A 19,109-nucleotide genomic window follows, 5' to 3' on the forward strand; every position below is an offset into this window, starting at 1 on the left:
AACCGTGGGCGCCAGGGCATCGGTTGGAATCATTGTGGCCGGTGCTGTCGTCGTCGCTCGTTGGCGGCGCAGCCTCGCTGACCAATGGGCTTGCATTCGGATGCACAATCGGTATTATGCATCGCGCCTTGGCCCAGATGGCGGAATTGGTAGACGCGCTAGCTTCAGGTGCTAGTGTCCTTATGGACGTGGAGGTTCAAGTCCTCTTCTGGGCACCATCGATGTATCGTCGATTCGAAACCACGCAAGCTGTCATCGGATCGTTCGAGGTGAAAGGCAAGCAAGAAATAGCAGCAAGCCCGGATGGCGGAATTGGTAGACGCGCTAGCTTCAGGTGCTAGTGTCCTTATGGACGTGGAGGTTCAAGTCCTCTTCCGGGCACCATTCGAGTCTCGATCACGTCGAGCCTCATGCTTTACCCCCGCAGATTTCATGACGCCCAGATGGCGGAATTGGTAGACGCGCTAGCTTCAGGTGCTAGTGTCCTTATGGACGTGGAGGTTCAAGTCCTCTTCTGGGCACCAACGTCATGACTCCTTCGCTTCGTAGTATCCCCATATCCCTCGTTGCCTGACACGCTCTCGATTCATCCCTCGCTTTGGACTATCGCCGCTTGGGCCGACCGTTCATGCCGACGCTGCATCATGTCGTGACGTCGTGCCAGCGACGGACGTCACCAGCGGCGTTCAAAATGAAGGCTACTGATAGCGTCCCGGTCGGGTCGACACCGATGCCATGTTCCATCCTTGCTCGCGCACTTGGCTCTCGAGCGCACGCTCGACCTCATCACTGAGCAGCGGAAAGAAATCCAGCCCCGTTCGCGCCTCGACCTCATCGATGGTGACGAGAAAGCGCCCGAGTGGCTCGCGGCCACTGACATCCTGCGGCATCAGAAACGCCAGCGCCCGCGGCGTTGTACCGGGAATGACGATGATCTTGTAATACGCCTCGGGTATCTGGGAAAACCCGATGCGATGCAGCCACCGATCGTCGAAGACGGGTCCGGTCATGACCCAGGCAACACCAAAGCGCGGTACGAAATCATCGATCACCGCCTCTTCGAGACGTTGCCAGAGCTGACGATTGAGCTTGGGCCGCTGGGGCGTGATGTTGGTCATCAGAAAACTGTCGAGCTGGGCCTGTCGACCGTGCACCACCGACATCGCGTAGTTGGGCGCGAGATGACCTCGGTCGTAGCCGCTGCCGGTATAGTCGTCGCTGGTGATCGGCCAGAGACTGCGCCAATCCGCCTCGAAGCCGTCCGGGCGGGGCTGACTGCGGGTGTCTCCCACCGGCGTGAGCCGATAGGCCGCCCACAGCGGCATTGCCCGCAGATCGGACCATCCCACCAGAAAGCCGTCGTTGCGCAATACGCGGTTCCAGCCCCGCCAATCATTCCACTGCCAGTCGGGCACGCCCATCCAGACCTGCTGGTCGCGAACGTCGCTTTCGTGCCAGTACCACAGACCGCTGATCACGACGACGAACGCTGCCGAGATCTTGGAAGTACGAAACAGCGTTGCCAGCACCCCCGATCGCCGTCGACGCGCCATGCGACTCAGAGACCGACGGAGAACATGGCATCCAGATCGTGGCGCGAATGCACCTGCATGGCGTTGAGGGTTTCGGTATCGCTGATGCCCTCGACGCTCATCAGCCGCTCGGTGACGAGCGTGGCAAGGGACTCGAAATCCGGCGTACGCGCAATGGCAATGAGATCGTAGCGCCCGCAGGTCGAGTAGACCTCGCTGATGCCTTCGAGATCGGCGAGACGCTCGGCGACGCCGCGGATACGGCCCTTCTCGACGTTGATCAGGATGACGGCGTTCTGCATGGATCGGCTCCCGGCGCTTGAGGCATTCGCAGATGAAAGGGAAAACGCGGCGAGTATATCAGCTCGCTCATGCAAGCGGCTCCCACCGCCCTGCCCACCCGGTTGACCGTTCATCCTCTTGCCCACTCAACGGCTGACCACTCGCTCGGTAGCCGGCCTCTTCCCCGTCGCCGGTCTCCTGGCCTTCCCTTACCCCGGGTCGCCGCACTTCGCCGGCCATCGCGACCCGGTCAGGCCGACTCGCGGGCAGGATCGGGAATCGGCCACTCGTAGCGGCGCACGATCTCGCCGCCGTCCAGCGATTCGAGCCGAACCGGAAAGCCCCACAGCTGATGGAGGTGGCGCATCACCGGGAATAGCGTCTGAGCCAGCGGCCGCCGCCGATCCTGCACGTGGCGCAGGGTGAGCGAGCGGTCCCCGCGAATGTCGGCCTCCCATACCTGGATGTTCGGCTCTCGGGCCGAGAGCGCGTACTGAATGCTCAGCGCCTCGCGAACGCGGCGATAGCCGCGGTCGTCGTGGATCGCCTCGACCTGCAGACTGTCGTCCCGATCGTCGTCGACCAGGCTGAAGAGCTTGAGATCGCGAATGACCTGCGGCGAGAGAAACTGCTGGATGAAGGATTCGTCCTTGAAGTTCTGCATGGCGAAATGAAGCGTCTCGAGCCAGTCGCTGCCGGCGATGTCGGGGAACCACTCGCGGTCTTCATCGGTCGGCGTCTCGCAGATCCGGCGGATGTCGCGGAACATGGCGAACCCCAGCGCGTAGGGATTGATGCCGTTGAAATAGGGGCTGTCGAATCCAGGCTGGCTGACCACCGCCGTGTGCGATTGCAGAAATTCGATCATCACCCCCTCATCGATCAGACCGTCGTCGTACATTCGGTTCATCAGGGTGTAGTGCCAGAAGGTCGCCCATCCTTCGTTCATGACCTGCGTCTGGCGCTGCGGATAGAAGTACTGCGCCAGCTTGCGCACGATGCGTACGATCTCGCGCTGCCAAGGCTCGAGCAGCGGGGCATTCTTCTCCAGGAAATAGAGCAGGTTCTCCTGCGGCTCGCTGGGATAGCGGCCGTGGCGGTGCAACCCCAGCGGGTCGTTATCGTCGTCATGCGCAGCGGGAACCTGCGCATGGCCGGTCGGCATGGGGATGGTGCGCCAGAGCGTGTTGATCTGGGTCTGCAGATACGCTTCACGCTCGGCCTGGCGCAGCGACTCCGCCTCGGCGGAGATCGGCGAGGGGCGCTTGTAACGGTCCACGCCGTAGTTCTGCAGCGCGTGGCAGGCGTCGAGCAGCTGTTCCACCGCCTCCACGCCGTGACGCTCCTCGCATTGGTCGACGTACTTCCGCGCAAAGTCGAGATAGTCGACGATCGCCGAGGCATCGGTCCACGCCTTGAAGAGATAGTTGCCCTTGAAAAACGAGTTGTGTCCGTAACAGGCATGGGCGATGACCAGCACCTGCATCATCAGCGAATTTTCTTCCATCAAGTAGGCGATGCAGGGGTCGGAATTGATCACAAGCTCGTAGGCCAGCCCCATCTGGCCGCGACGGTAGGCCTGCTCCACCGACAGAAACTGCTTGCCGAAGGACCAGTGGTGGTAGCCGATCGGCATGCCGACGCTCGAGTAGGCGTCCATCATCTGTTCGGAGGTGATGATCTCGATCTGGTTGGGGTAGGTGTCGAGGCGGTACTCGTCGGCCAGCGCGGCAATGGCGCGCTCGTAGCGCTCGAGCACGTCGAAGTTCCAATCGGAACCGGTGGCGATGGGCGTACGTCGCGTCATCGATCTCTCCTTGGCGGGTACCGCGTACCGGAAACCTGCTGCCACGCGCCGTCGTGGCCCGTAAGCGAAGAGTGCTCAGGCACTGGTGCGCTGACGAAAGAGCTTGCGAAAGACCGGATAGATGTCGTCTGCCTGCACGATCTGCTGCATGGCGAAACGCTCCGGATGGTGCGATTGAATCGTCTCGTAGGCGGACCATAGCGCCTGATGGGCGTGCGGCGTGATCTCCACGTAGGTGAAATACTGCAGCTTCGGCATCAGCGACTCTTCGAGCAGCGCCATGCAGGTCGAGGAGTCGTCGTCCCAGTTGTCACCGTCGCTTGCCTGGGCCACGTAGAGGTTCCAGAGCTGCGGCGAATAGCGCGCCTCGATCAGCTCGTCGACCAGTGACAGGGCGCTGGAGACGATCGTCCCGCCGGTTTCGCGGGAGTAGAAGAACTCCTCCTCGTCGACCTCCTTGGCCACGGTGTGGTGACGCACGAAGACCAGCTCGACCCGCTCGTAGTTGCGTTCGAGAAACAGGTACAGCAGCAGGAAGAAGCGTTTGCCGATGTCCTTGTGCGCCTGGGTCATGGAACCGGAGACGTCCATGACGCAGAACATCACCGCCTGATTGGACGGCATCGGCTGATGGCTCAGATGGTTGTAGCGAAGGTCGAACGTATCCAGAAACGGAATGGCGACGATGCGCTTCTCCAGCCGCTCGATCTCCGCTTTCAGCGCCTCGACCCTTGCCGGGTTGCGCAGGACGGGATCCTTGCGCTCTTCGTTTTCGAGCGCCGCCTGCGCCTCGCGCAGGGCCCGTTTGAGCGGCGCACGCATACCGATCCGTCGGGCGTGGGCCTCGCGCATCGAGCGTACGATGTTGATCCGCGCCGGCACGCCCTCACGCGAGATCCCTGCTCGCACCGGCCGCGTCTCCGCCATCGACTTGAGCTGCTTGCGTTCGAGATGCGGCAGCGCCAGGCCGTCGAAGACGAAATCGAGAAACTCCTCGCGGGAGAGCGTGAACGCGAACTCATCGACGCCGTCTCCCTGATTCGACGCCTGCCCGTCTCCGCTACCCCCTCCACCGCTACCGCCAGGACGGCGAATCCGGTCGCCCTCGGCGAACTCCCGGTTGCCGGGGCTGACGATGGTACGACGCCCGCCGGGACCGTGCTGGAACGACGGCTCGGAGATGTCCCGAGTGGGAATGGACACCTGCTCGCCACGCTCCATGTCGGTAATCGAGCGTCGATTGACCGACTCCTCCACGGCTCGCTTGATGTGCGAACGGTAGCGCTGAAGGAATCGCTGTCGATTGACCGCGCTCTTGTTGCGGGCGTTGGGGCGTCGATCGATGAAGTAGCTCATGGCGGGACCTCTCCGAAGAACGGGCTGCGATGTGCCGGCCGCGCGACGACCTCGGCCGCGGCGGCTACTGGGACTTGCGCACCCGCAGATACCATTCCGAGAGCAGTCGCACCTGCTTTTCGGTATAGCCGCGCTGGACCATGCGATCGACGAAATCCTCGTGCTTGCGCTGATCCGATGCCGACGCCTTGGCATTGAAGGAGATCACCGGCAACAGCTCTTCGGTGTTGGCGAACATCTTGTGCTCGATCACCCCCTTGAGCTTCTCGTAGGACTGCCAGTTGGGGTTCATGCCGTTGTTGTGGGCCCGCGCTCGCAGCACGAAGTTGACCACCTCGTGGCGGAAATCCTTGGGATTGGAGATACCCGCCGGCTTCTCGATCTTCTCCAGATCCTCGTTGAGCGCCTGGCGGTCGAAAAGCTCGCCGGTTTCCGGGTCACGATACTCCTGATCCTGAATCCAGAAGTCGGCATAGGTGACGTAACGATCGAAGATGTTCTGGCCGTACTCGGTGTAGGACTCGAGATAGGCGGTCTGGATCTCCTTGCCGATGAAGTCGACGTAGCGCGGCGCCAGATACTCCTTGATGAAGCGCAGGTAGCGGTCGAAGGTCTCCTTAGGCAGCTGCTCCCGCTCGAGGGCCTGCTCGAGCACGTAGAGCAGGTGCACCGGGTTGGCCGCGATCTCGTGCGCGTCGAAGTTGAACACCTTGGAGAGAATCTTGAAGGCGAAGCGCGTGGAGAGCCCGTCCATCCCCTCGTCGACGCCGCCGCCGTCGCGATACTCCTGGATCGACTTCGCCTTGGGATCGGTATCCTTGAGGTTCTCGCCGTCGTAGACGCGCATCTTGGAATAGATGCTCGAATTCTCGGGTGGCTTCAGCCGCGAGAGTACCGAGAACTGGGCCAGCATCCGCAGCGTATCCGGCGCGCAGGGCGCCAGATTGAGCGAAGAGTGCTCCAGCAGCTTCTGGTAGATCTTGATCTCTTCGGAGACCCGCAGGCAGTACGGCACCTTGACGATATAGACGCGATCCAGGAACGCCTCGTTGTTGCGATTGTTGCGAAACGCCTGCCACTCGGACTCGTTGGAGTGGGCGAGGATGATGCCGTCGAAGGGGATCGCGCCCATACCCTCCGTCGGGTTGTAGTTGCCTTCCTGGGTCGCGGTCAGCAGCGGATGCAGCACCTTGATCGGCGCCTTGAACATCTCGACGAACTCCATCAGCCCCTGGTTCGCCTTACAGAGCCCGCCGGAGAAACTGTAGGCATCCGGATCGTCCTGGGAGTAGAGCTCGAGCTTTCGAATGTCGACCTTGCCCACCAGCGAGGAGATGTCCTGGTTGTTCTCGTCACCGGGTTCGGTCTTGGAGAGCGCGATCTGATTGAGCCGCGACGGCGTCAGCCGCACCACCCGAAACCGCGACAGATCCCCGCCATACTCCTTGAGCCGCTTGGCGGCCCACGGCGACATCGGCCCGCGCAGGTGGCGCCGCGGGATGTCGTACTCCTGCTCCAGCAGCTCGGCGTCCTCTTCGGGGGAGAAGAGACCCAGGGGCGACTCGTAGACGGGGGAATCCTTGATGGCGTAGAACGGCACCCGCTCCATCAAGAGCTTCAGGCGCTCGGCCAGCGACGACTTGCCGCCGCCGACGGGGCCGAGGAGATAGAGGATCTGTTTGCGCTCTTCGAGTCCCTGAGCGGCGTGGCGGAAGTAGGCGACGATCTGCTCGATGGCCTCCTCCATGCCGTAGAACTCGGCAAAGGCGGGATAGCGACGAATGACCTTGTTGGAGAAGATACGCGACAGACGCGGATCCCTGGCGGTGTCGATCGTCTCCGGCTCGCCGATCGCGCTAAGCATTCGCTCGGCGGCGTTGGCATAGACGGTGGGCTCCCGGCGACACAGCTCCAGATACTCCTGAAGGCTCATCTCCTCCTGTTGAACCCGCTCGAAACGGCTCTGCACTTGATCGAAGATGCTCATAAAGCCTCCTGCGTGACCCTCGGACGGACGGGAAACACACCCGCCGGCCGGGCTAGCTGATCATCAGCTTGGACAGATGCACGACGCGCCGGTCGGCCTTCATCCGCAGGCTCTATCGACGCAGCGCCGAAAACGATGCTTGAAAACCATGCTTTGAAACACGCTACCACGATCGGATTGCGTTGCACGGAAATTTACGGCGAAAAAAAGGCGCTGCAGCGAGCGAAAACCGCTAACGCATCGAAAACGCAGGGGAAAGCGGGGGTCGGGGTCGGAGGCGAGCACGCCGCCTCGCAGGAGACACGCTCGTCGACGTACGTCATACGCCGACGAGCCGAGAGGCGGCGGGTAGCAGTCGGTTATCGGTCAGTCGAACGCGGCGCGCGCGTCAGCGAGCAGTTCGTCGAGCAGCGCCGTAGTGGTGTTCCAGGAACAGACGAAGCGCGCCCCACCGGCGCCGATGAAGGTGTAGAACGTCCAGCCCCGCGCACGAAGCTTGTCGATCACCGCCGACGGCAGGCTCACGAAGACGCTGTTGGCCTGGGTCGGGAACATCAACTCCGCCCCCGGCAGCGAGGCGAGACCCTCGGCGAGATAGCGTGCCATGGCATTGGCGTGATCGGCGTTGGTGCGCCACGCCCCCGACTCCAGCAGGCCCAGCCAGGGCGCGGCGATGAAGCGCATCTTGGAGGCGAGCTGCCCTGCCTGCTTGCAGCGGTAGGCGAAATCTTCCGCCAGCGCCTTGTCGAAGAACAGAATCGCCTCGCCCATGGGCAGGCCGTTCTTGGTCCCAGAAAAGCAGAGCACGTCGACGCCGGCCTGCCAGGTCAGCTCCGCCGGCGTGGCATCGAGCGCGCTGCAGGCATTGGCGAAACGCGCGCCATCCATATGCACCCGCAGGTCGTACTTGTCCGCCATGGTACGGATGGCGAGCAGCTCCTCGCGGGAGTAGACGGTACCCACTTCGGTGGCCTGAGTGATCGAGACCACGCGCGGCTTGGGATAGTGGATATCGTTACGCTTCACCACCAGCCGTTCGATCCCTTCGGGCGTCAGCTTGCCCTCTTCACCGGTACACGTGAGCAGTTTCGAGCCGTTGGAGAAGAACTCCGGGCCGCCGCACTCGTCGGTTTCGATGTGCGCGAGCTCGTGACAGATCACGCTGTGATAGCTCTGCCCCAGCGCTGCCAGCGACAGTGAGTTGGCGGCGGTGCCGTTGAAGACGAAGAAGACGTCACAGTCGTAATCGAAGAGTTCGCGGAAGCGGTCGGCGGCGCGATGCGTCCAGCGGTCGTTGCCGTAGGCGAGATCGTCGCTGGCGTTGGCCTGCATCAGATAGTCGAGCGCCTCGGGGCAAATGCCGGAGGTATTATCGCTCGCGAGAAAGCGAGGGCTACAGTCGATTGTCATTGGCGGGTCCTTTTGCGATCCCTTCGTCACGGGACGGCCGAGGATCATCTATGCCGCCCCGTCGGGCCATGCGTCACCTTCGATACGAGGGTGGCATGGCCGGAATGACGCAGAGCGCAAGACGAACCGTGACGGGGTCGCCGCCGCTCGTCTCGCGCTCTGCGAGAATCGCCTCAGTCTATCACCTGTCCAATACCCTGCCAGTCGCCCTGCTCAGAGCCGAGCCGCCAGCCGCGTCCCCTGATCGATGGCGCGGCGGGCATCGAGCTCCGCCGCCACGTCGGCGCCGCCGATGCAGTGAGCTCTGACACCCGCTCGCTCGAGATCCGCCATGCGCTCGCGCTGGGACTCCTGTCCGGCACAGATCACTACCGTATCAACCGCCAGTACGCGCGGCTCGCCCTCGACGTCGAGATGCAGCCCGTCGTCATCGAGTCTCCGGTAGACGCACCCCTTGAGCATCTCGACGTTGCGCGCGCGCAGCGATGCGCGATGCACCCAGCCGGTGGTCACGCCGAGCCCGGCGCCGGGCTTATCGTGTTTTCGCTGCAGCAGCGTGATCCGCCGCGCCGAGGGCGGCGCTACCCGGGGCTTGAGCCCGCCCGAATGTCGGCTTTCGAGATCCACCCCCCATTCGTCGCACCACTGCGCGATATCCTCCGCCGTCGCGTCGGCCGACGCCGGCTCGAACGGCGCCGCATCCTCCTGCGGGATCGCGACGTGGGCGAGCAGCTCGGCGACATCGAAGCCGATACCGCCGGCGCCGACGATCGCGACCCGACGCCCGACCCGCTCGGGATGGCGAATCGCCGTGGGGTAGTCGATCACTTCCGCCCGCTCGCTGCCTTCGAAGGCGATACGCCGCGGAACGACCCCGCTGGCCAGGACGACGTCGTCGAAGCCGGCCAGCGTCTGGGCGTCGGCATCGGTCTGCAGACGCAGCTCGACGCCGAGACGGGTGAGTCGATGGCGGAAGTAGCGAAGCGTCTCGCCGAACTCCTCCTTGCCGGGGATACGCCAGGCGAGCTGGAACTGACCGCCGATCGCCGCGTCTCGTTCGAACAGCGTCACCCGGTGGCCGCGCTCGGCACACCCGACCGCCGCGGCCAGTCCCGCCGGCCCCGCGCCGACGACGGCAATGCGCTTGGGGGCGTCGACCGGCGTCAGCGACAGCTCTGTCTCGTGGCACGCTCGCGGGTTGACCAGGCAAGACGTGATCTCGCCCTGAAACGTTTGATCGAGACAGGCCTGGTTGCAGGCGATGCAGATGTTGATCGCTTCCTCGTCGCCGGCGGCCGCCTTGGCGACCCACGCCGCATCGGCGAGAAACGGACGCGCCAGCGAGACCAGCTCAGCGTGGCCGTCGGCAAGCACTCGCTCGGCGACGTGCGGCATGTTGATGCGATTGGTGGCGATGGTGGGAATCGCGATCCCATCGCGCACCGCGGCGGAAACCGCGACGAAGGCCGCGCGTGGCACGCTGGTGACGATGGTCGGCACCCGCGCCTCGTGCCAGCCGATGCCGCAGTCGAGCGCGTCGGCGCCGGCGGCTTCGATTTCACGGGCCAGCGCGACGATCTCCTCTTGGGTGCTGCCCTCTTCGACCAGATCGATCATCGACAGCCGAAACAGGATCGCGAAGTCCTCACCGCAGGCACGACGAATGCCGCGCACGATCTCGACGCCGAAGCGACGCCGCCGCTCGGCGTCGCCGCCCCAGGCATCGTCGCGCCGATTGGTACGCGCACAGAGGAACTGGTTGATCAGATAGCCTTCCGAGCCCATCACCTCGACCCCATCGTAGCCGGCCGTCTGCGCGAGTCGCGCGCAGCGCACGAAGTCCGCAATCTGCTGCTCGACTTCCGTCGATGTCAGTTCCCGCGGGGTGAAGCGGTTGATCGGCGCGGCGATGGCCGAGGGCGCAACGAGCGTCGGCGCGTAGGCGTAGCGCCCGGCGTGAAGGATCTGCAGACAGATCTTGGCGCCTTCGGCGTGGACCGCCTCGACCACCGGACGGTGGGCGTCGGCCTCAGCGGCATCGGTCAGCTTGGCGGCGCGGGCGAAGACGCCACCCTCGGCGTTCGGCGCGATCCCGCCGGTCACGATCAGCGCGACGCCGTGTCGGGCACGCTCGGCATAGAATGCGGCCAGGCGCGCGAAGCCGTCCGGTGCTTCCTCGAGATTGGTATGCATCGACCCCATCACCACGCGATTGCGTAGTGTGAGCGAACCGAGGCGAAGCGGACGAAAGAGATTGGGGAAAGCGGTCACGTTCATGGCTCCGGTCTGGCGCTGCGAGTGCGTGCTACGCGCTGTCTCGCGCAAGATTCAAACGCACGTATGAATACCAGTGTACGCCATCGTGAGACGCAAGCCATTGCACCAAAGCGTCATGTGCTTGCCGACGTGGGCGGTAGCACTAACCGAAAAAACAGGGAAATAGCGGTATCGAGTACCAGGTCAGCGATGACGAAAAACCCACGTCACGGCGCGACGGCCTCGAGAAGCGGGCCCATCGTGGAAATATGAATATCGGGGGGGGGAGTAGAAACAGAATCGGAGGGAAAACTCAGTGAGCGCTGATTCAAGGCGCTAGACGTCGATGGCGGAACGGACGGGACTCGAACCCGCGACCTCCGGCGTGACAGGCCGGCATTCTAACCAACTGAACTACCGTTCCACATAGGGTGCACCATTATCTTCGATAATGGTGGGTGGTACAGGACTCGAACCTGTGACCCCCAGCATGTGAGGCTGGTGCTCTAACCAGCTGAGCTAACCACCCAGACGTCAAGAAATCGTTAGTGCGAAGCGTGGCGGAACGGACGGGACTCGAACCCGCGACCTCCGGCGTGACAGGCCGGCATTCTAACCAACTGAACTACCGTTCCACTTCATGTATCGCGTCTGGAGCCTGAACTCGAGGTCACGATACGAACTATCGCATCCAACAGGGCGAAACTCTTGCGAGCCTCTACTAACGGCTGAAACTCATACGAGCTTCGATGGAACTGGCGGAACGGACGGGACTCGAACCCGCGACCTCCGGCGTGACAGGCCGGCATTCTAACCAACTGAACTACCGTTCCGCATTGTCCATCACGTGACCCATTCGATGTTCGAAGCCAATTTCTCTTCGAACGACCATCTCTCGGAAGTGATGGTGGGTGGTACTGGGTTCGAACCAGTGACCCCCAGCTTGTAAGGCTGGTGCTCTGCCAACTGAGCTAACCACCCGTTGGTCACGTGGCGCTGCATTCTACCGGTGACCGATTGAAAGTCAACAGCTTTTAGCGAGCCGATTTTCCCTGCCGATCATCCACTTGCGCCAAGTCGCCGTGCGACGAGGGCTGCCGCCCGCTCGATCAGCGCACACCGCGTCGTTGGCTGACGTTTGAGCGGTCGCCAGTCATGATCGCCTCCCTCGAGAAAATGGCACTCCAGCTGTGCCGGCAGCGTGTAGCTCTCGACCTCTTCACGGGTTCCGAATGGATCGCGAGTGCCCTGAATCAGCAGTAACGGGCAGTCGATCGACGGCCAATGATCGAGGCGCAGGCGCTCGGGCTTGGCCGGCGGGTGAAACGGATAACCCAGCAGCACCACCCCGTCGGCGCCCTCTTTGGCGACAAGCTCGCTCGCCACGCGACCGCCCATCGACTTGCCGCCGAGCCAGAGCGACGTTTCGGGATCGATGTCGTGCAATCTCTCTCGCCACCCGGCCAGTTCGTCCACCAGACGATTGATCTTCGGCGGCGGTCGCCGGCGCTGCTCGCGTCGCATCTGGACCATGTAGGTGAAGTCGAGTGCGATCACGCGAACACCGCAGGCCGCCAGCGCGGCCCGCAGTGCCACGAGGAACTCCGAGTCATGCCCTGCTCCTGCGCCGTGACACAAAAGCAGCCTGGGGCCCTGTGAGGGCCCCTCGATGCGTACACTCCCGCCGGCCGCCTCCACGATACCGCCGCCATCACTGCCCAGCGCTCGCGTCAGTGCCGCGGTCTCTTCGGGCATGAGCCCCTCACGGTCGATAGCATTCATGACGTCGCGCCGCTCAGTAGGCGTCGAACGCCTGCTCGGGCATGATCGATTCGACGTACATCACCAGCTCTTCGAGGACCTGACGATCGCGGTCACCCAGCGCCGACTGATTGAGCCGCTCGATCTCGCGCGCAAACTCCTTGAGGGTCAGAGCGCCACTCTGCGCGTCGTTGAGGCGTGCCCAGCGAAAGGCGTCCCACTGCGACTTCTCTTCCGCCGACAGCGTCTCGGGGTAGCTCCGCGCCCGCAGGCGAAAGAGCATCTCCTCGAGGCGTGGATCCTGAAAGGCGAAGCCGGTACCGGCCAGATCGCTCGGCGCGGTCGCATGAACGCGTGCCATTGCCTTGCGATCGTGCGGCGAGAAGAAGCCGCCGGAATAGAGCATCAGGTCCGGGTCCCGCGGCGGCTCCGGCGGCGCGTCGGCGAAAGCACCGGCGGCCTTGCTCGCCGACTCCGGGTTCTGCATCAGCGCCTGCCAGTGGCGCTCGCAGAGGGCGCGATCCAGCCCCAGGCGCGAAGCGACTGTCTCATCGGCCGCAGCGATCGGCAGCAGTACCGGGCTGCGATTGAGATGCACCACCTTGAGCGGAATTCGAGTTTCGCCCTCGGAAAGCTCGCTGTCGGAGGCGAACACCCGAGCGCGGATCTCATCGATCGAGAGCGAGAACAGCGGTGTCGGATCGACGGCGAGGTCGTAGACGATGACCCCGTTGGGATTCGACGGATGCATCGCCAGCGGCACGACGAGCGCACTGCAACCCCGGCTCGCCGGATAGCGCCGCGAAACGTGAAGCATCGGCTTGCGGGCGTTGACATCGAGCAGTCCTGCCACCCGCTTCTTGTCTCTGAGCGTGAGCAGGTGGTCGAAGAACTTGGGATTGCGCTCGCGTAGCAGCCGCGCCATGCCGATGGTCGCCCGCACGTCGGCGAGCGCATCGTGAGCGCCCTCATGAGCAATGCCGTTGGCGGCCGTGAGGTGCTCGAGCTTGAAGCTCGGCGCGCCGTCGTCGCGTTCGGGCCACTCGATACCGTCGGGCCGCAGCGCATAGAACGCACGGACCGCATCGATCAGATCCCAGCGGGAGTTGCCGTTCTGCCATTCGCGGGCGTAGGGATCGAGCAGATTGCGATAGAACAGATGACGGCTGACTTCGTCGTCGAAGCGCAGACTGTTGTAGCCGAGGGAACAGGTGCCGGGGACGCTCATCTCGGCCTGGATACGGGCCGCGAACTCCATTTCCGGCACTCCGCGGCGCAGGGCGGTTTGCGGTGCAATGCCGGTGATCAGGCAGGCCTGGGGGTGGGGTAGATCGTCGTCCGCGGGTCGCGCGTAGAGCGTTAGCGGCTCACCGATCTCGTTGAACGCTTGATCGGTGCGAATGGCCGCGAACTGCGACGGCCGATGCCGACGCGGATCGGCGCCGAAGGTCTCGTAGTCGTGCCACAGAAACGTGGGTTCTGCGTCGGCCGGGGCCGCTTTGCTCGGGGCCATTGCGCTCTCCGCCTGACAAAACGGCAAGACTAGCACAGCCCAATGGGTGACTCACTGCCACGCCGCCTCGGCTCGCGCAACGACCCGCGGCGCGGCATTCTTCGCCACTCCGGCCTATTCGCGGTTGGGGAGCGTCACGTTGAGCTCGAGCACCGAGCAGTCGTCCTCACTGTCGAGGCTGATGTTGATCGCATCCTGCTCAACCTTGACGTAGCGGCGGATCACCTCGAGCAGCTCCTGCTCGAGCATCGGCATGTAGTCCGGCTGGCCACGATGGCCGCGCTGGTGCGCAACGATGATCTGCAGCCGCTCCTTGGCGACCGACGCGGATTTCTTGCGCTCGCCCTTGAGAAAATCGAGTAGTTTCACCGGCGACTCCCTCCTCCGAACATGCGAGCGAGCAGGCCTCGCTTCGGTACGTGCTGAAAGCGCAGCGGCACGTCTTCGCCCATTAGCCGGGAAACGGTATCCGCGTAGGCCTGACCGGCGTCGCTCTTGTCGTCGTGAATGACCGGCACGCCCTGGTTCGACGAGCGCAGCACGGCTTCGGATTCGGGAATCAAACCGATGAGGTTGATCGCGAGAATCTCGCAGATGTCCTCGAGGTTGAGCATGTCGCCGTCGTCCACCCGGTTCGGGTTGTAGCGGGTGACGAGCAGATGCTCCTTGATCGGATCACGGTTCTGCTCGGCGCGCCGGGATTTCGACGACAGCAGGCCGAGGATCCGGTCGGAATCGCGGACCGAAGAGACCTCGGGGTTGGTGACCACGATCGCCTCGTCGGCGAAGTAGAGCGCGAGCTGAGCGCCACGCTCGATACCCGCCGGCGAGTCGCAGATGATGTAGTCGAACTCTTCGCTGAGGCTGGCGAGAACCGTTTCCACGCCCTCCAACGTCAGCGCGTCCTTGTCCCGCGTCTGCGAGGCCGGAAGGATGTGCAGGTTCTCCGAGCGCTTGTCGCGGATCAACGCCTGATTCAGCCCGGCCTCGCCCTGAATGACGTTGACCAGGTCGTAAACCACGCGGCGCTCGCACCCCATGATCAGATCCAGGTTACGTAGGCCCACGTCGAAGTCGATGACGACGGTCTTGTTGCCGCGCAGCGCGAGTCCGGTGGCAATCGCCGCCGCACTGGTGGTCTTGCCCACGCCACCTTTACCGGAGGTTACAACGATGATCTTGGCCAAGATGAACTTCCTGTTACCCGATAAATTGTTGATCGCTCCCACCGTCTTGCAGGCCGTTCTCGTCGCGACGCCTTGCGGCATCGACGATCAGACCCCTGCGATCAGGCGAGCGCCGATATCTTGAGCTGGTCTTCCATGAGCTGAACCTGAACCGCACTGCCCATCATGCGTGGATCGATGTCTTCCATCCGCTTGTACGTCCCCGCCACCGACAAGAGCTCGGCGTGGAGATCGTGGCAGAAGATACCCGCATCGCGGTCACCATGGATGCCCGCCAGCGCCCGACCGCGCAGCGGGCCGTACACGTGAATGCTGCCTCCCGCGAGCATCTCTGCGCCGGGATTGACTGCGCCGATGACGATGAGATCGCCATCCGGCGCCGATATCTGCTGACCGGAGCGCACGGTACCGCGATAGATACGTCCGCCGATCGGCGCCGACGTCGACACCATCGGCGGTTCGGCATCGACCTCCGCTGGCGCCTCGGTCGGCTTTTCCACCGCACTGGTCTCGATGCCTCGCGGGCGCGCTTCCTGCGGCGGGAACCAGCCGAGTCCCAGCGCCCATGCGGACTGCTTGACCGGATCCGGCCCGCCGCGAACGGCCACCGGCAGCAATTTGTGCCCACGGCATACCGCACAGATGCGCTCGAGCGCCAGGTGCGGCTCGTCGATCTGTTCGACGCTCAACACGACCGGCGTGTGCTGGAAAAAGGCCGGCGCCTGGCTGACCTTGCCCGCCAGCTGGGCGCGAATACGCTCCGGATCACCGCTGGTCAGCTCCATGACCGTCATGGGCAGCATGCCACCTTTGAAGGTGAAGGCACTCTCTGCCGGATCTCTGTTGAGACTCATGACCGAACTCCGAAGCCTGGGAATGGGGGTTACGCTAAGCGAGGGCGCACGCTGCTGCAACCGATCATACGGCCACCTCCGACGTTTGTCAGGTGTCGCCGCGGGCCGACGCACCCGGCCTTCGGCCCTTTTACCGTCGCCGTTCAAATGGTTAGATAGTCGACTGCCGCTGGCGCCGCTTCGACCTTGCGCCGGCCACTGCTAGCCCGTCGTTTTCAGGATGCCACATCGGCCATGCCAGGACTCTTTCAGCGTCTTTTCTCCCCCCGTTGGCGGCACAAGGATCCTGCCGTCCGTCTGCGCGCCGTCCAGCAGCTCGGCGCCAACGATACCCAAGCGCTCGAAGCGCTCGCCCATGACGACGAGCCCAGCGTTCGCCGTGCCGCGCTTGCGCGGATCGAGACGCCCGAGCGCCTGCTCGCCTGGTACGCCCAGGCGCCGAATGCCGACATCTTCGCGCGCCTCGTCGATCTACTGGGTGGCGCCACCGCGCCGGCGCTCGATCTCGAGACCCGCCTTGCGTGGATCGCCGAACTCGACGATCCCGCGCTGATCGACGCGCTGATTCGCCAGGGTGACAACCAGACGCTGCGTTTGACGGCCCTTGCACGGGTCGACGACGAGACGCGCCTGATCGATCACGCAAGCGACAACGGCATTACCGCCGTGCGTCGTGCCGCCGCCGAGCGCGTGGAGAGCGACGACGGTCTCGCGCGTCTCGCCCGCCAGTCCCGTCGCGACAAGCAGGTCGCCCGCCTGGCGCGGGAACGCCTTGCCGCACGCCGCGCCGATGCCGAGCAGCAGGCTGCGGCCGGCGCAGAGCGGGAGCGAGTTCTGCAGGCGCTCGAGAGCCAGGCGCATCGACCGTGGGAGCCGCAGTACGAAGCCCGCCTGAAGCATTGGCTGGGGCTCTGGGAACGCTTTGAAAGCGGTGCGAGTGATACCGAGCGCGAACGCCTCGATGCCGCTGTTACCCGCTGTCGCCAGCGCATCGCCGAGCAGGAGCGTGAACGTCAGGCGTCCGAGCGCCTGCAGCGAGAGAAGCTCGAGGCCCGCCAGACCCGGGAAGGCATTCTCGATACCCTGGACCAGGCCATCGCCGTGGTACGCGAACGCGAACCGCTCACCGTCGAGGCGATGCAGGAGCTTCACGCCAAGTGGCAGCTGCAGAGCGAGCGCTGGCGCGACATCTCCGATCGTTTCGGCACCTCGCCGGAGTTTCAGCAGCGCTTCGAAGCGCGCATCGCCATCGCCCAGACCTTCTGGCAGGCCTGGGAACGCCTGCTCGAACGCAGCTCGGCACTCAACGAAGCGCTCGAGCGCGACGAAGACCCCAGCCCCCTTCTCGATGCCATCGCCTGGCCCGAAGACCTCCCCGCGACCGAACGCTTGGCCGCCGCGCGCCGCCTCCAGGCAGCGAAGCATCAGCGCGCCGCTTCCCCCTCGAGCGACGACCAGCCGGAAAATGCCTGGTCGCAAGAAGAGATCGAAGAGCGCCTGGCCGAGCTCGATGGCGACCTCGAGGCAGGCCGTTATCGGCCTGCCTCGCAGACGCATCGTCGCCTGCGACAGCATCTCGAGCGCAGCGGGCAGACGCTGTCCCGCGATCTCGACCAGCGTTATCGCCAGCTCACCGCACGACTGGCCGAGCTGCGCGACTGGCGCGGTTTCGCCGCCGCGCCCAAGCGCGAGCACCTGCTGCAATCGATCGAAGCGCTGGTCGAGGCGACGGAGCGTCGCGACAGCGAACGGCATCGCGAGCATCAGCGTCTGATTCGCGAATGGCGCCAGCTGGGTGACGCGGCCGCGACTCGCGAGTTCGCCCAGCGTTTCCGCGCCGCCTCGGACTCACTCCATAGCCAGCTCGCGGCGTGGGAGTCGGAGCTGGAAGATCGTCAGCGCCTCAATCTCGAGACGCGCGAGGCCCTGTGTCAGCAGCTGGAAACGTTGCTCGACAACCCCGCCGCCAACGCCGACCCGGACGGACTGCGCCGAGTGCGCGATGCCGCCCAGGAGCAGTGGGATCGCCACTGGCCGGTGCCCAAGCGCCAGAACGCGGCGCTCGGACGTCGCTACGCCCGCCTGCGGCATCAACTGCAGGCGCTGATCGATGCTCGCGCCGGCGATGTCGCGACTCACAAGCGGGAGCTGGTCGAGCAGGCGCGTGAACTCGCCGGAAGTGACGCCAACGCCGCCCAGCGTGCCGATACCGCCAAGACGCTTCAGCAGCGCTGGCGGGCGCTGGGACGCGCGCCCAAGGGCGTCGAGCAGACGCTCTGGCGTGAATTTCGCGGCCACTGCGACACGATTTTCGCCGCCCGCGACGCCAGTCGCGGTGAACAGCAGGCGCGCCAGCAGCAGCGCTTCGACGACATGCAGGCGCTCATCGACCGGCTCGACGCCTGGCAGCCGGAAAGCGCCAGCGAGCGCGATGTCCTCGAAGAGGCGCTGAACGAAGCGCAGCGCCTGGGGCCGCTTCCCCATAGCCGTCGCAGCGAGGGCATGGAGCGGCGCTGGCAAGGTATCGTCCATGCCCGCGAGGTAACCCTCGACCGGCTGGCGCTTGCCGAACAGGCCCGCGAATGGCCGACGTACCGCCACTGGTTCGAACGTGCCCTCGCCAACGAGCCCCTCGACGAGGCACCGGCGGCAATCCGGACCGCGCTCGAACAGCCTTCGTCCGCTGCCGCCGTCATGCCGGGAGAAGAGATGCTGCAGCGCTGTCTGGTCCAGCTACATCTGCTGGCCGACGAGCCGATCCCCGATGCGCTCGAGCCCCTGCGGCTGGAAGTTCAGGTCGCCCGCCTCAACGATGGCCTCGGCCGCCAACCCTCGCCGCCGGAGGAGCTACGTCAGACGTTGCTGACACTGCTGTCGAGCGCCTCGATCACGCGTGAGACTTGGCTGCCCTACGCGAGCGACTTCGATCACGTGCTGGCCCGTCTTGCCGAAGGCAATCGATGACGCCGTGCCTTGCCGAAGGCGATCGAGAAACGATGTGTTGACAGCGGATAATACTTACGTATAATTCGCCCCAAGTTGATGCGGGGTGGAGCAGTCTGGTAGCTCGTCGGGCTCATAACCCGAAGGTCATCGGTTCAAATCCGGTCCCCGCTACCAAATATTTAGACCGGTGCCTTTTCAGGCGCCGGTCTTTTTTTGTG

The 19,109-nt window shown here is 64.2% G+C and carries 13 protein-coding genes and 9 tRNA genes; 5 read left to right on the forward strand and 17 right to left on the reverse strand.

The window, feature by feature from the left end; translation table 11 throughout:
* Positions 1 to 131 precede the first annotated feature (131 nt).
* From DOM33_RS11180 to DOM33_RS11190, 3 genes are all read left to right on the forward strand, one after another.
* Positions 132 to 218, forward strand: a tRNA-Leu gene (locus DOM33_RS11180).
* A gap of 79 nt (positions 219 to 297) precedes the next feature.
* Positions 298 to 384 (forward strand) — tRNA-Leu (locus tag DOM33_RS11185).
* A gap of 53 nt (positions 385 to 437) precedes the next feature.
* Positions 438 to 524 (forward strand) — tRNA-Leu (locus DOM33_RS11190).
* Between the two features lie 174 nt (positions 525 to 698).
* Here DOM33_RS11190 and DOM33_RS11195 read toward each other — a convergent pair.
* The 17 genes from DOM33_RS11195 to minC form a co-directional block, all read right to left on the reverse strand.
* Positions 699 to 1,553, reverse strand: a complete 855-nt coding sequence (locus DOM33_RS11195; protein WP_110669036.1) for a DNA/RNA non-specific endonuclease — start codon at positions 1,551 to 1,553, stop codon at positions 699 to 701.
* Positions 1,554 to 1,558: 5 nt separating this feature from the next.
* Complete coding sequence (locus tag DOM33_RS11200; RefSeq protein WP_110669037.1) at positions 1,559 to 1,834, reverse strand: Lrp/AsnC family transcriptional regulator; 276 nt, start codon at positions 1,832 to 1,834, stop codon at positions 1,559 to 1,561.
* Between the two features lie 230 nt (positions 1,835 to 2,064).
* The gene (locus DOM33_RS11205) at positions 2,065 to 3,621 is read right to left on the reverse strand and encodes a SpoVR family protein (protein ID WP_110669039.1); all 1,557 of its coding nucleotides are present in this window, start codon (positions 3,619 to 3,621) and stop codon (positions 2,065 to 2,067) included.
* Between the two features lie 75 nt (positions 3,622 to 3,696).
* On the reverse strand, positions 3,697 to 4,977 hold the full coding sequence (locus DOM33_RS11210; RefSeq protein WP_110669041.1) for a YeaH/YhbH family protein: 1,281 nt from the start codon (positions 4,975 to 4,977) through the stop codon (positions 3,697 to 3,699).
* Positions 4,978 to 5,041: 64 nt separating this feature from the next.
* Positions 5,042 to 6,964, reverse strand: a complete 1,923-nt coding sequence (locus tag DOM33_RS11215; RefSeq protein WP_110669043.1) for a PrkA family serine protein kinase — start codon at positions 6,962 to 6,964, stop codon at positions 5,042 to 5,044.
* 366 nt (positions 6,965 to 7,330) lie between these two features.
* The gene (locus tag DOM33_RS11220; protein WP_110669045.1) at positions 7,331 to 8,374 is read right to left on the reverse strand and encodes a threonine aldolase family protein; all 1,044 of its coding nucleotides are present in this window, start codon (positions 8,372 to 8,374) and stop codon (positions 7,331 to 7,333) included.
* Between the two features lie 213 nt (positions 8,375 to 8,587).
* Positions 8,588 to 10,651, reverse strand: a complete 2,064-nt coding sequence (locus DOM33_RS11225) for an NADPH-dependent 2,4-dienoyl-CoA reductase (protein ID WP_110669085.1) — start codon at positions 10,649 to 10,651, stop codon at positions 8,588 to 8,590.
* A 326-nt stretch (positions 10,652 to 10,977) separates the two neighbouring features.
* A tRNA-Asp gene (locus tag DOM33_RS11230) sits at positions 10,978 to 11,054 on the reverse strand.
* Positions 11,055 to 11,082: 28 nt separating this feature from the next.
* Positions 11,083 to 11,159 (reverse strand) — tRNA-Val (locus tag DOM33_RS11235).
* 29 nt (positions 11,160 to 11,188) lie between these two features.
* Positions 11,189 to 11,265, reverse strand: a tRNA-Asp gene (locus DOM33_RS11240).
* Positions 11,266 to 11,386: 121 nt separating this feature from the next.
* A tRNA-Asp gene (locus tag DOM33_RS11245) sits at positions 11,387 to 11,463 on the reverse strand.
* A gap of 72 nt (positions 11,464 to 11,535) precedes the next feature.
* A tRNA-Val gene (locus tag DOM33_RS11250) sits at positions 11,536 to 11,611 on the reverse strand.
* Between the two features lie 78 nt (positions 11,612 to 11,689).
* On the reverse strand, positions 11,690 to 12,412 hold the full coding sequence (locus DOM33_RS11255; protein ID WP_239495346.1) for an alpha/beta family hydrolase: 723 nt from the start codon (positions 12,410 to 12,412) through the stop codon (positions 11,690 to 11,692).
* A 13-nt stretch (positions 12,413 to 12,425) separates the two neighbouring features.
* Positions 12,426 to 13,904, reverse strand: coding sequence for an exodeoxyribonuclease I (sbcB, locus tag DOM33_RS11260; protein ID WP_110669047.1), 1,479 nt, complete (start codon positions 13,902 to 13,904; stop codon positions 12,426 to 12,428).
* A gap of 114 nt (positions 13,905 to 14,018) precedes the next feature.
* A complete protein-coding gene (gene minE / locus DOM33_RS11265; RefSeq protein ID WP_110669049.1) occupies positions 14,019 to 14,273 on the reverse strand; it encodes a cell division topological specificity factor MinE in 255 nt (84 codons plus the stop codon).
* Positions 14,270 to 15,091 (reverse strand): septum site-determining protein MinD, encoded by an 822-nt coding sequence (gene minD, locus DOM33_RS11270; protein ID WP_110669051.1) that lies wholly within the window; start codon positions 15,089 to 15,091, stop codon positions 14,270 to 14,272. The genes minE and minD overlap by 4 nt, the downstream gene beginning before the upstream one ends.
* 101 nt (positions 15,092 to 15,192) lie before the next feature.
* Positions 15,193 to 15,945: a septum site-determining protein MinC gene (minC, locus tag DOM33_RS11275; RefSeq protein WP_110669053.1), complete on the reverse strand. Its 753-nt coding sequence runs from the start codon at positions 15,943 to 15,945 to the stop codon at positions 15,193 to 15,195.
* 234 nt (positions 15,946 to 16,179) lie between these two features.
* On the opposite strand from minC, the gene DOM33_RS11280 reads away from it, so the two are divergent.
* Positions 16,180 to 18,909, forward strand: coding sequence for a DUF349 domain-containing protein (locus tag DOM33_RS11280; protein ID WP_110669055.1), 2,730 nt, complete (start codon positions 16,180 to 16,182; stop codon positions 18,907 to 18,909).
* Positions 18,910 to 18,988: 79 nt separating this feature from the next.
* A tRNA-Met gene (locus tag DOM33_RS11285) sits at positions 18,989 to 19,065 on the forward strand.
* The last annotated feature ends 44 nt before the right edge of the window (positions 19,066 to 19,109 follow it).

This window comes from Salinicola halophilus, assembly GCF_003206155.1.
GTDB lineage: Bacteria > Pseudomonadota > Gammaproteobacteria > Pseudomonadales > Halomonadaceae > Salinicola > Salinicola halophilus.

Coding starts and splice junctions, on each gene's coding strand:
- DOM33_RS11225 (WP_110669085.1), bottom strand. CDS start 10,651: ATGAACGTGACCGCTTTCCCCAATCTCTTTCGTCCGCTTCGCCTCGGT.
- sbcB (WP_110669047.1), bottom strand. CDS start 13,904: ATGGCCCCGAGCAAAGCGGCCCCGGCCGACGCAGAACCCACGTTTCTG.
- DOM33_RS11195 (WP_110669036.1), bottom strand. CDS start 1,553: ATGGCGCGTCGACGGCGATCGGGGGTGCTGGCAACGCTGTTTCGTACT.
- DOM33_RS11210 (WP_110669041.1), bottom strand. CDS start 4,977: ATGAGCTACTTCATCGATCGACGCCCCAACGCCCGCAACAAGAGCGCG.
- DOM33_RS11280 (WP_110669055.1), top strand. CDS start 16,180: ATGCCAGGACTCTTTCAGCGTCTTTTCTCCCCCCGTTGGCGGCACAAG.
- DOM33_RS11255 (WP_239495346.1), bottom strand. CDS start 12,412: ATGAATGCTATCGACCGTGAGGGGCTCATGCCCGAAGAGACCGCGGCA.
- DOM33_RS11205 (WP_110669039.1), bottom strand. CDS start 3,621: ATGACGCGACGTACGCCCATCGCCACCGGTTCCGATTGGAACTTCGAC.
- minC (WP_110669053.1), bottom strand. CDS start 15,945: ATGAGTCTCAACAGAGATCCGGCAGAGAGTGCCTTCACCTTCAAAGGT.
- DOM33_RS11200 (WP_110669037.1), bottom strand. CDS start 1,834: ATGCAGAACGCCGTCATCCTGATCAACGTCGAGAAGGGCCGTATCCGC.
- DOM33_RS11215 (WP_110669043.1), bottom strand. CDS start 6,964: ATGAGCATCTTCGATCAAGTGCAGAGCCGTTTCGAGCGGGTTCAACAG.
- DOM33_RS11220 (WP_110669045.1), bottom strand. CDS start 8,374: ATGACAATCGACTGTAGCCCTCGCTTTCTCGCGAGCGATAATACCTCC.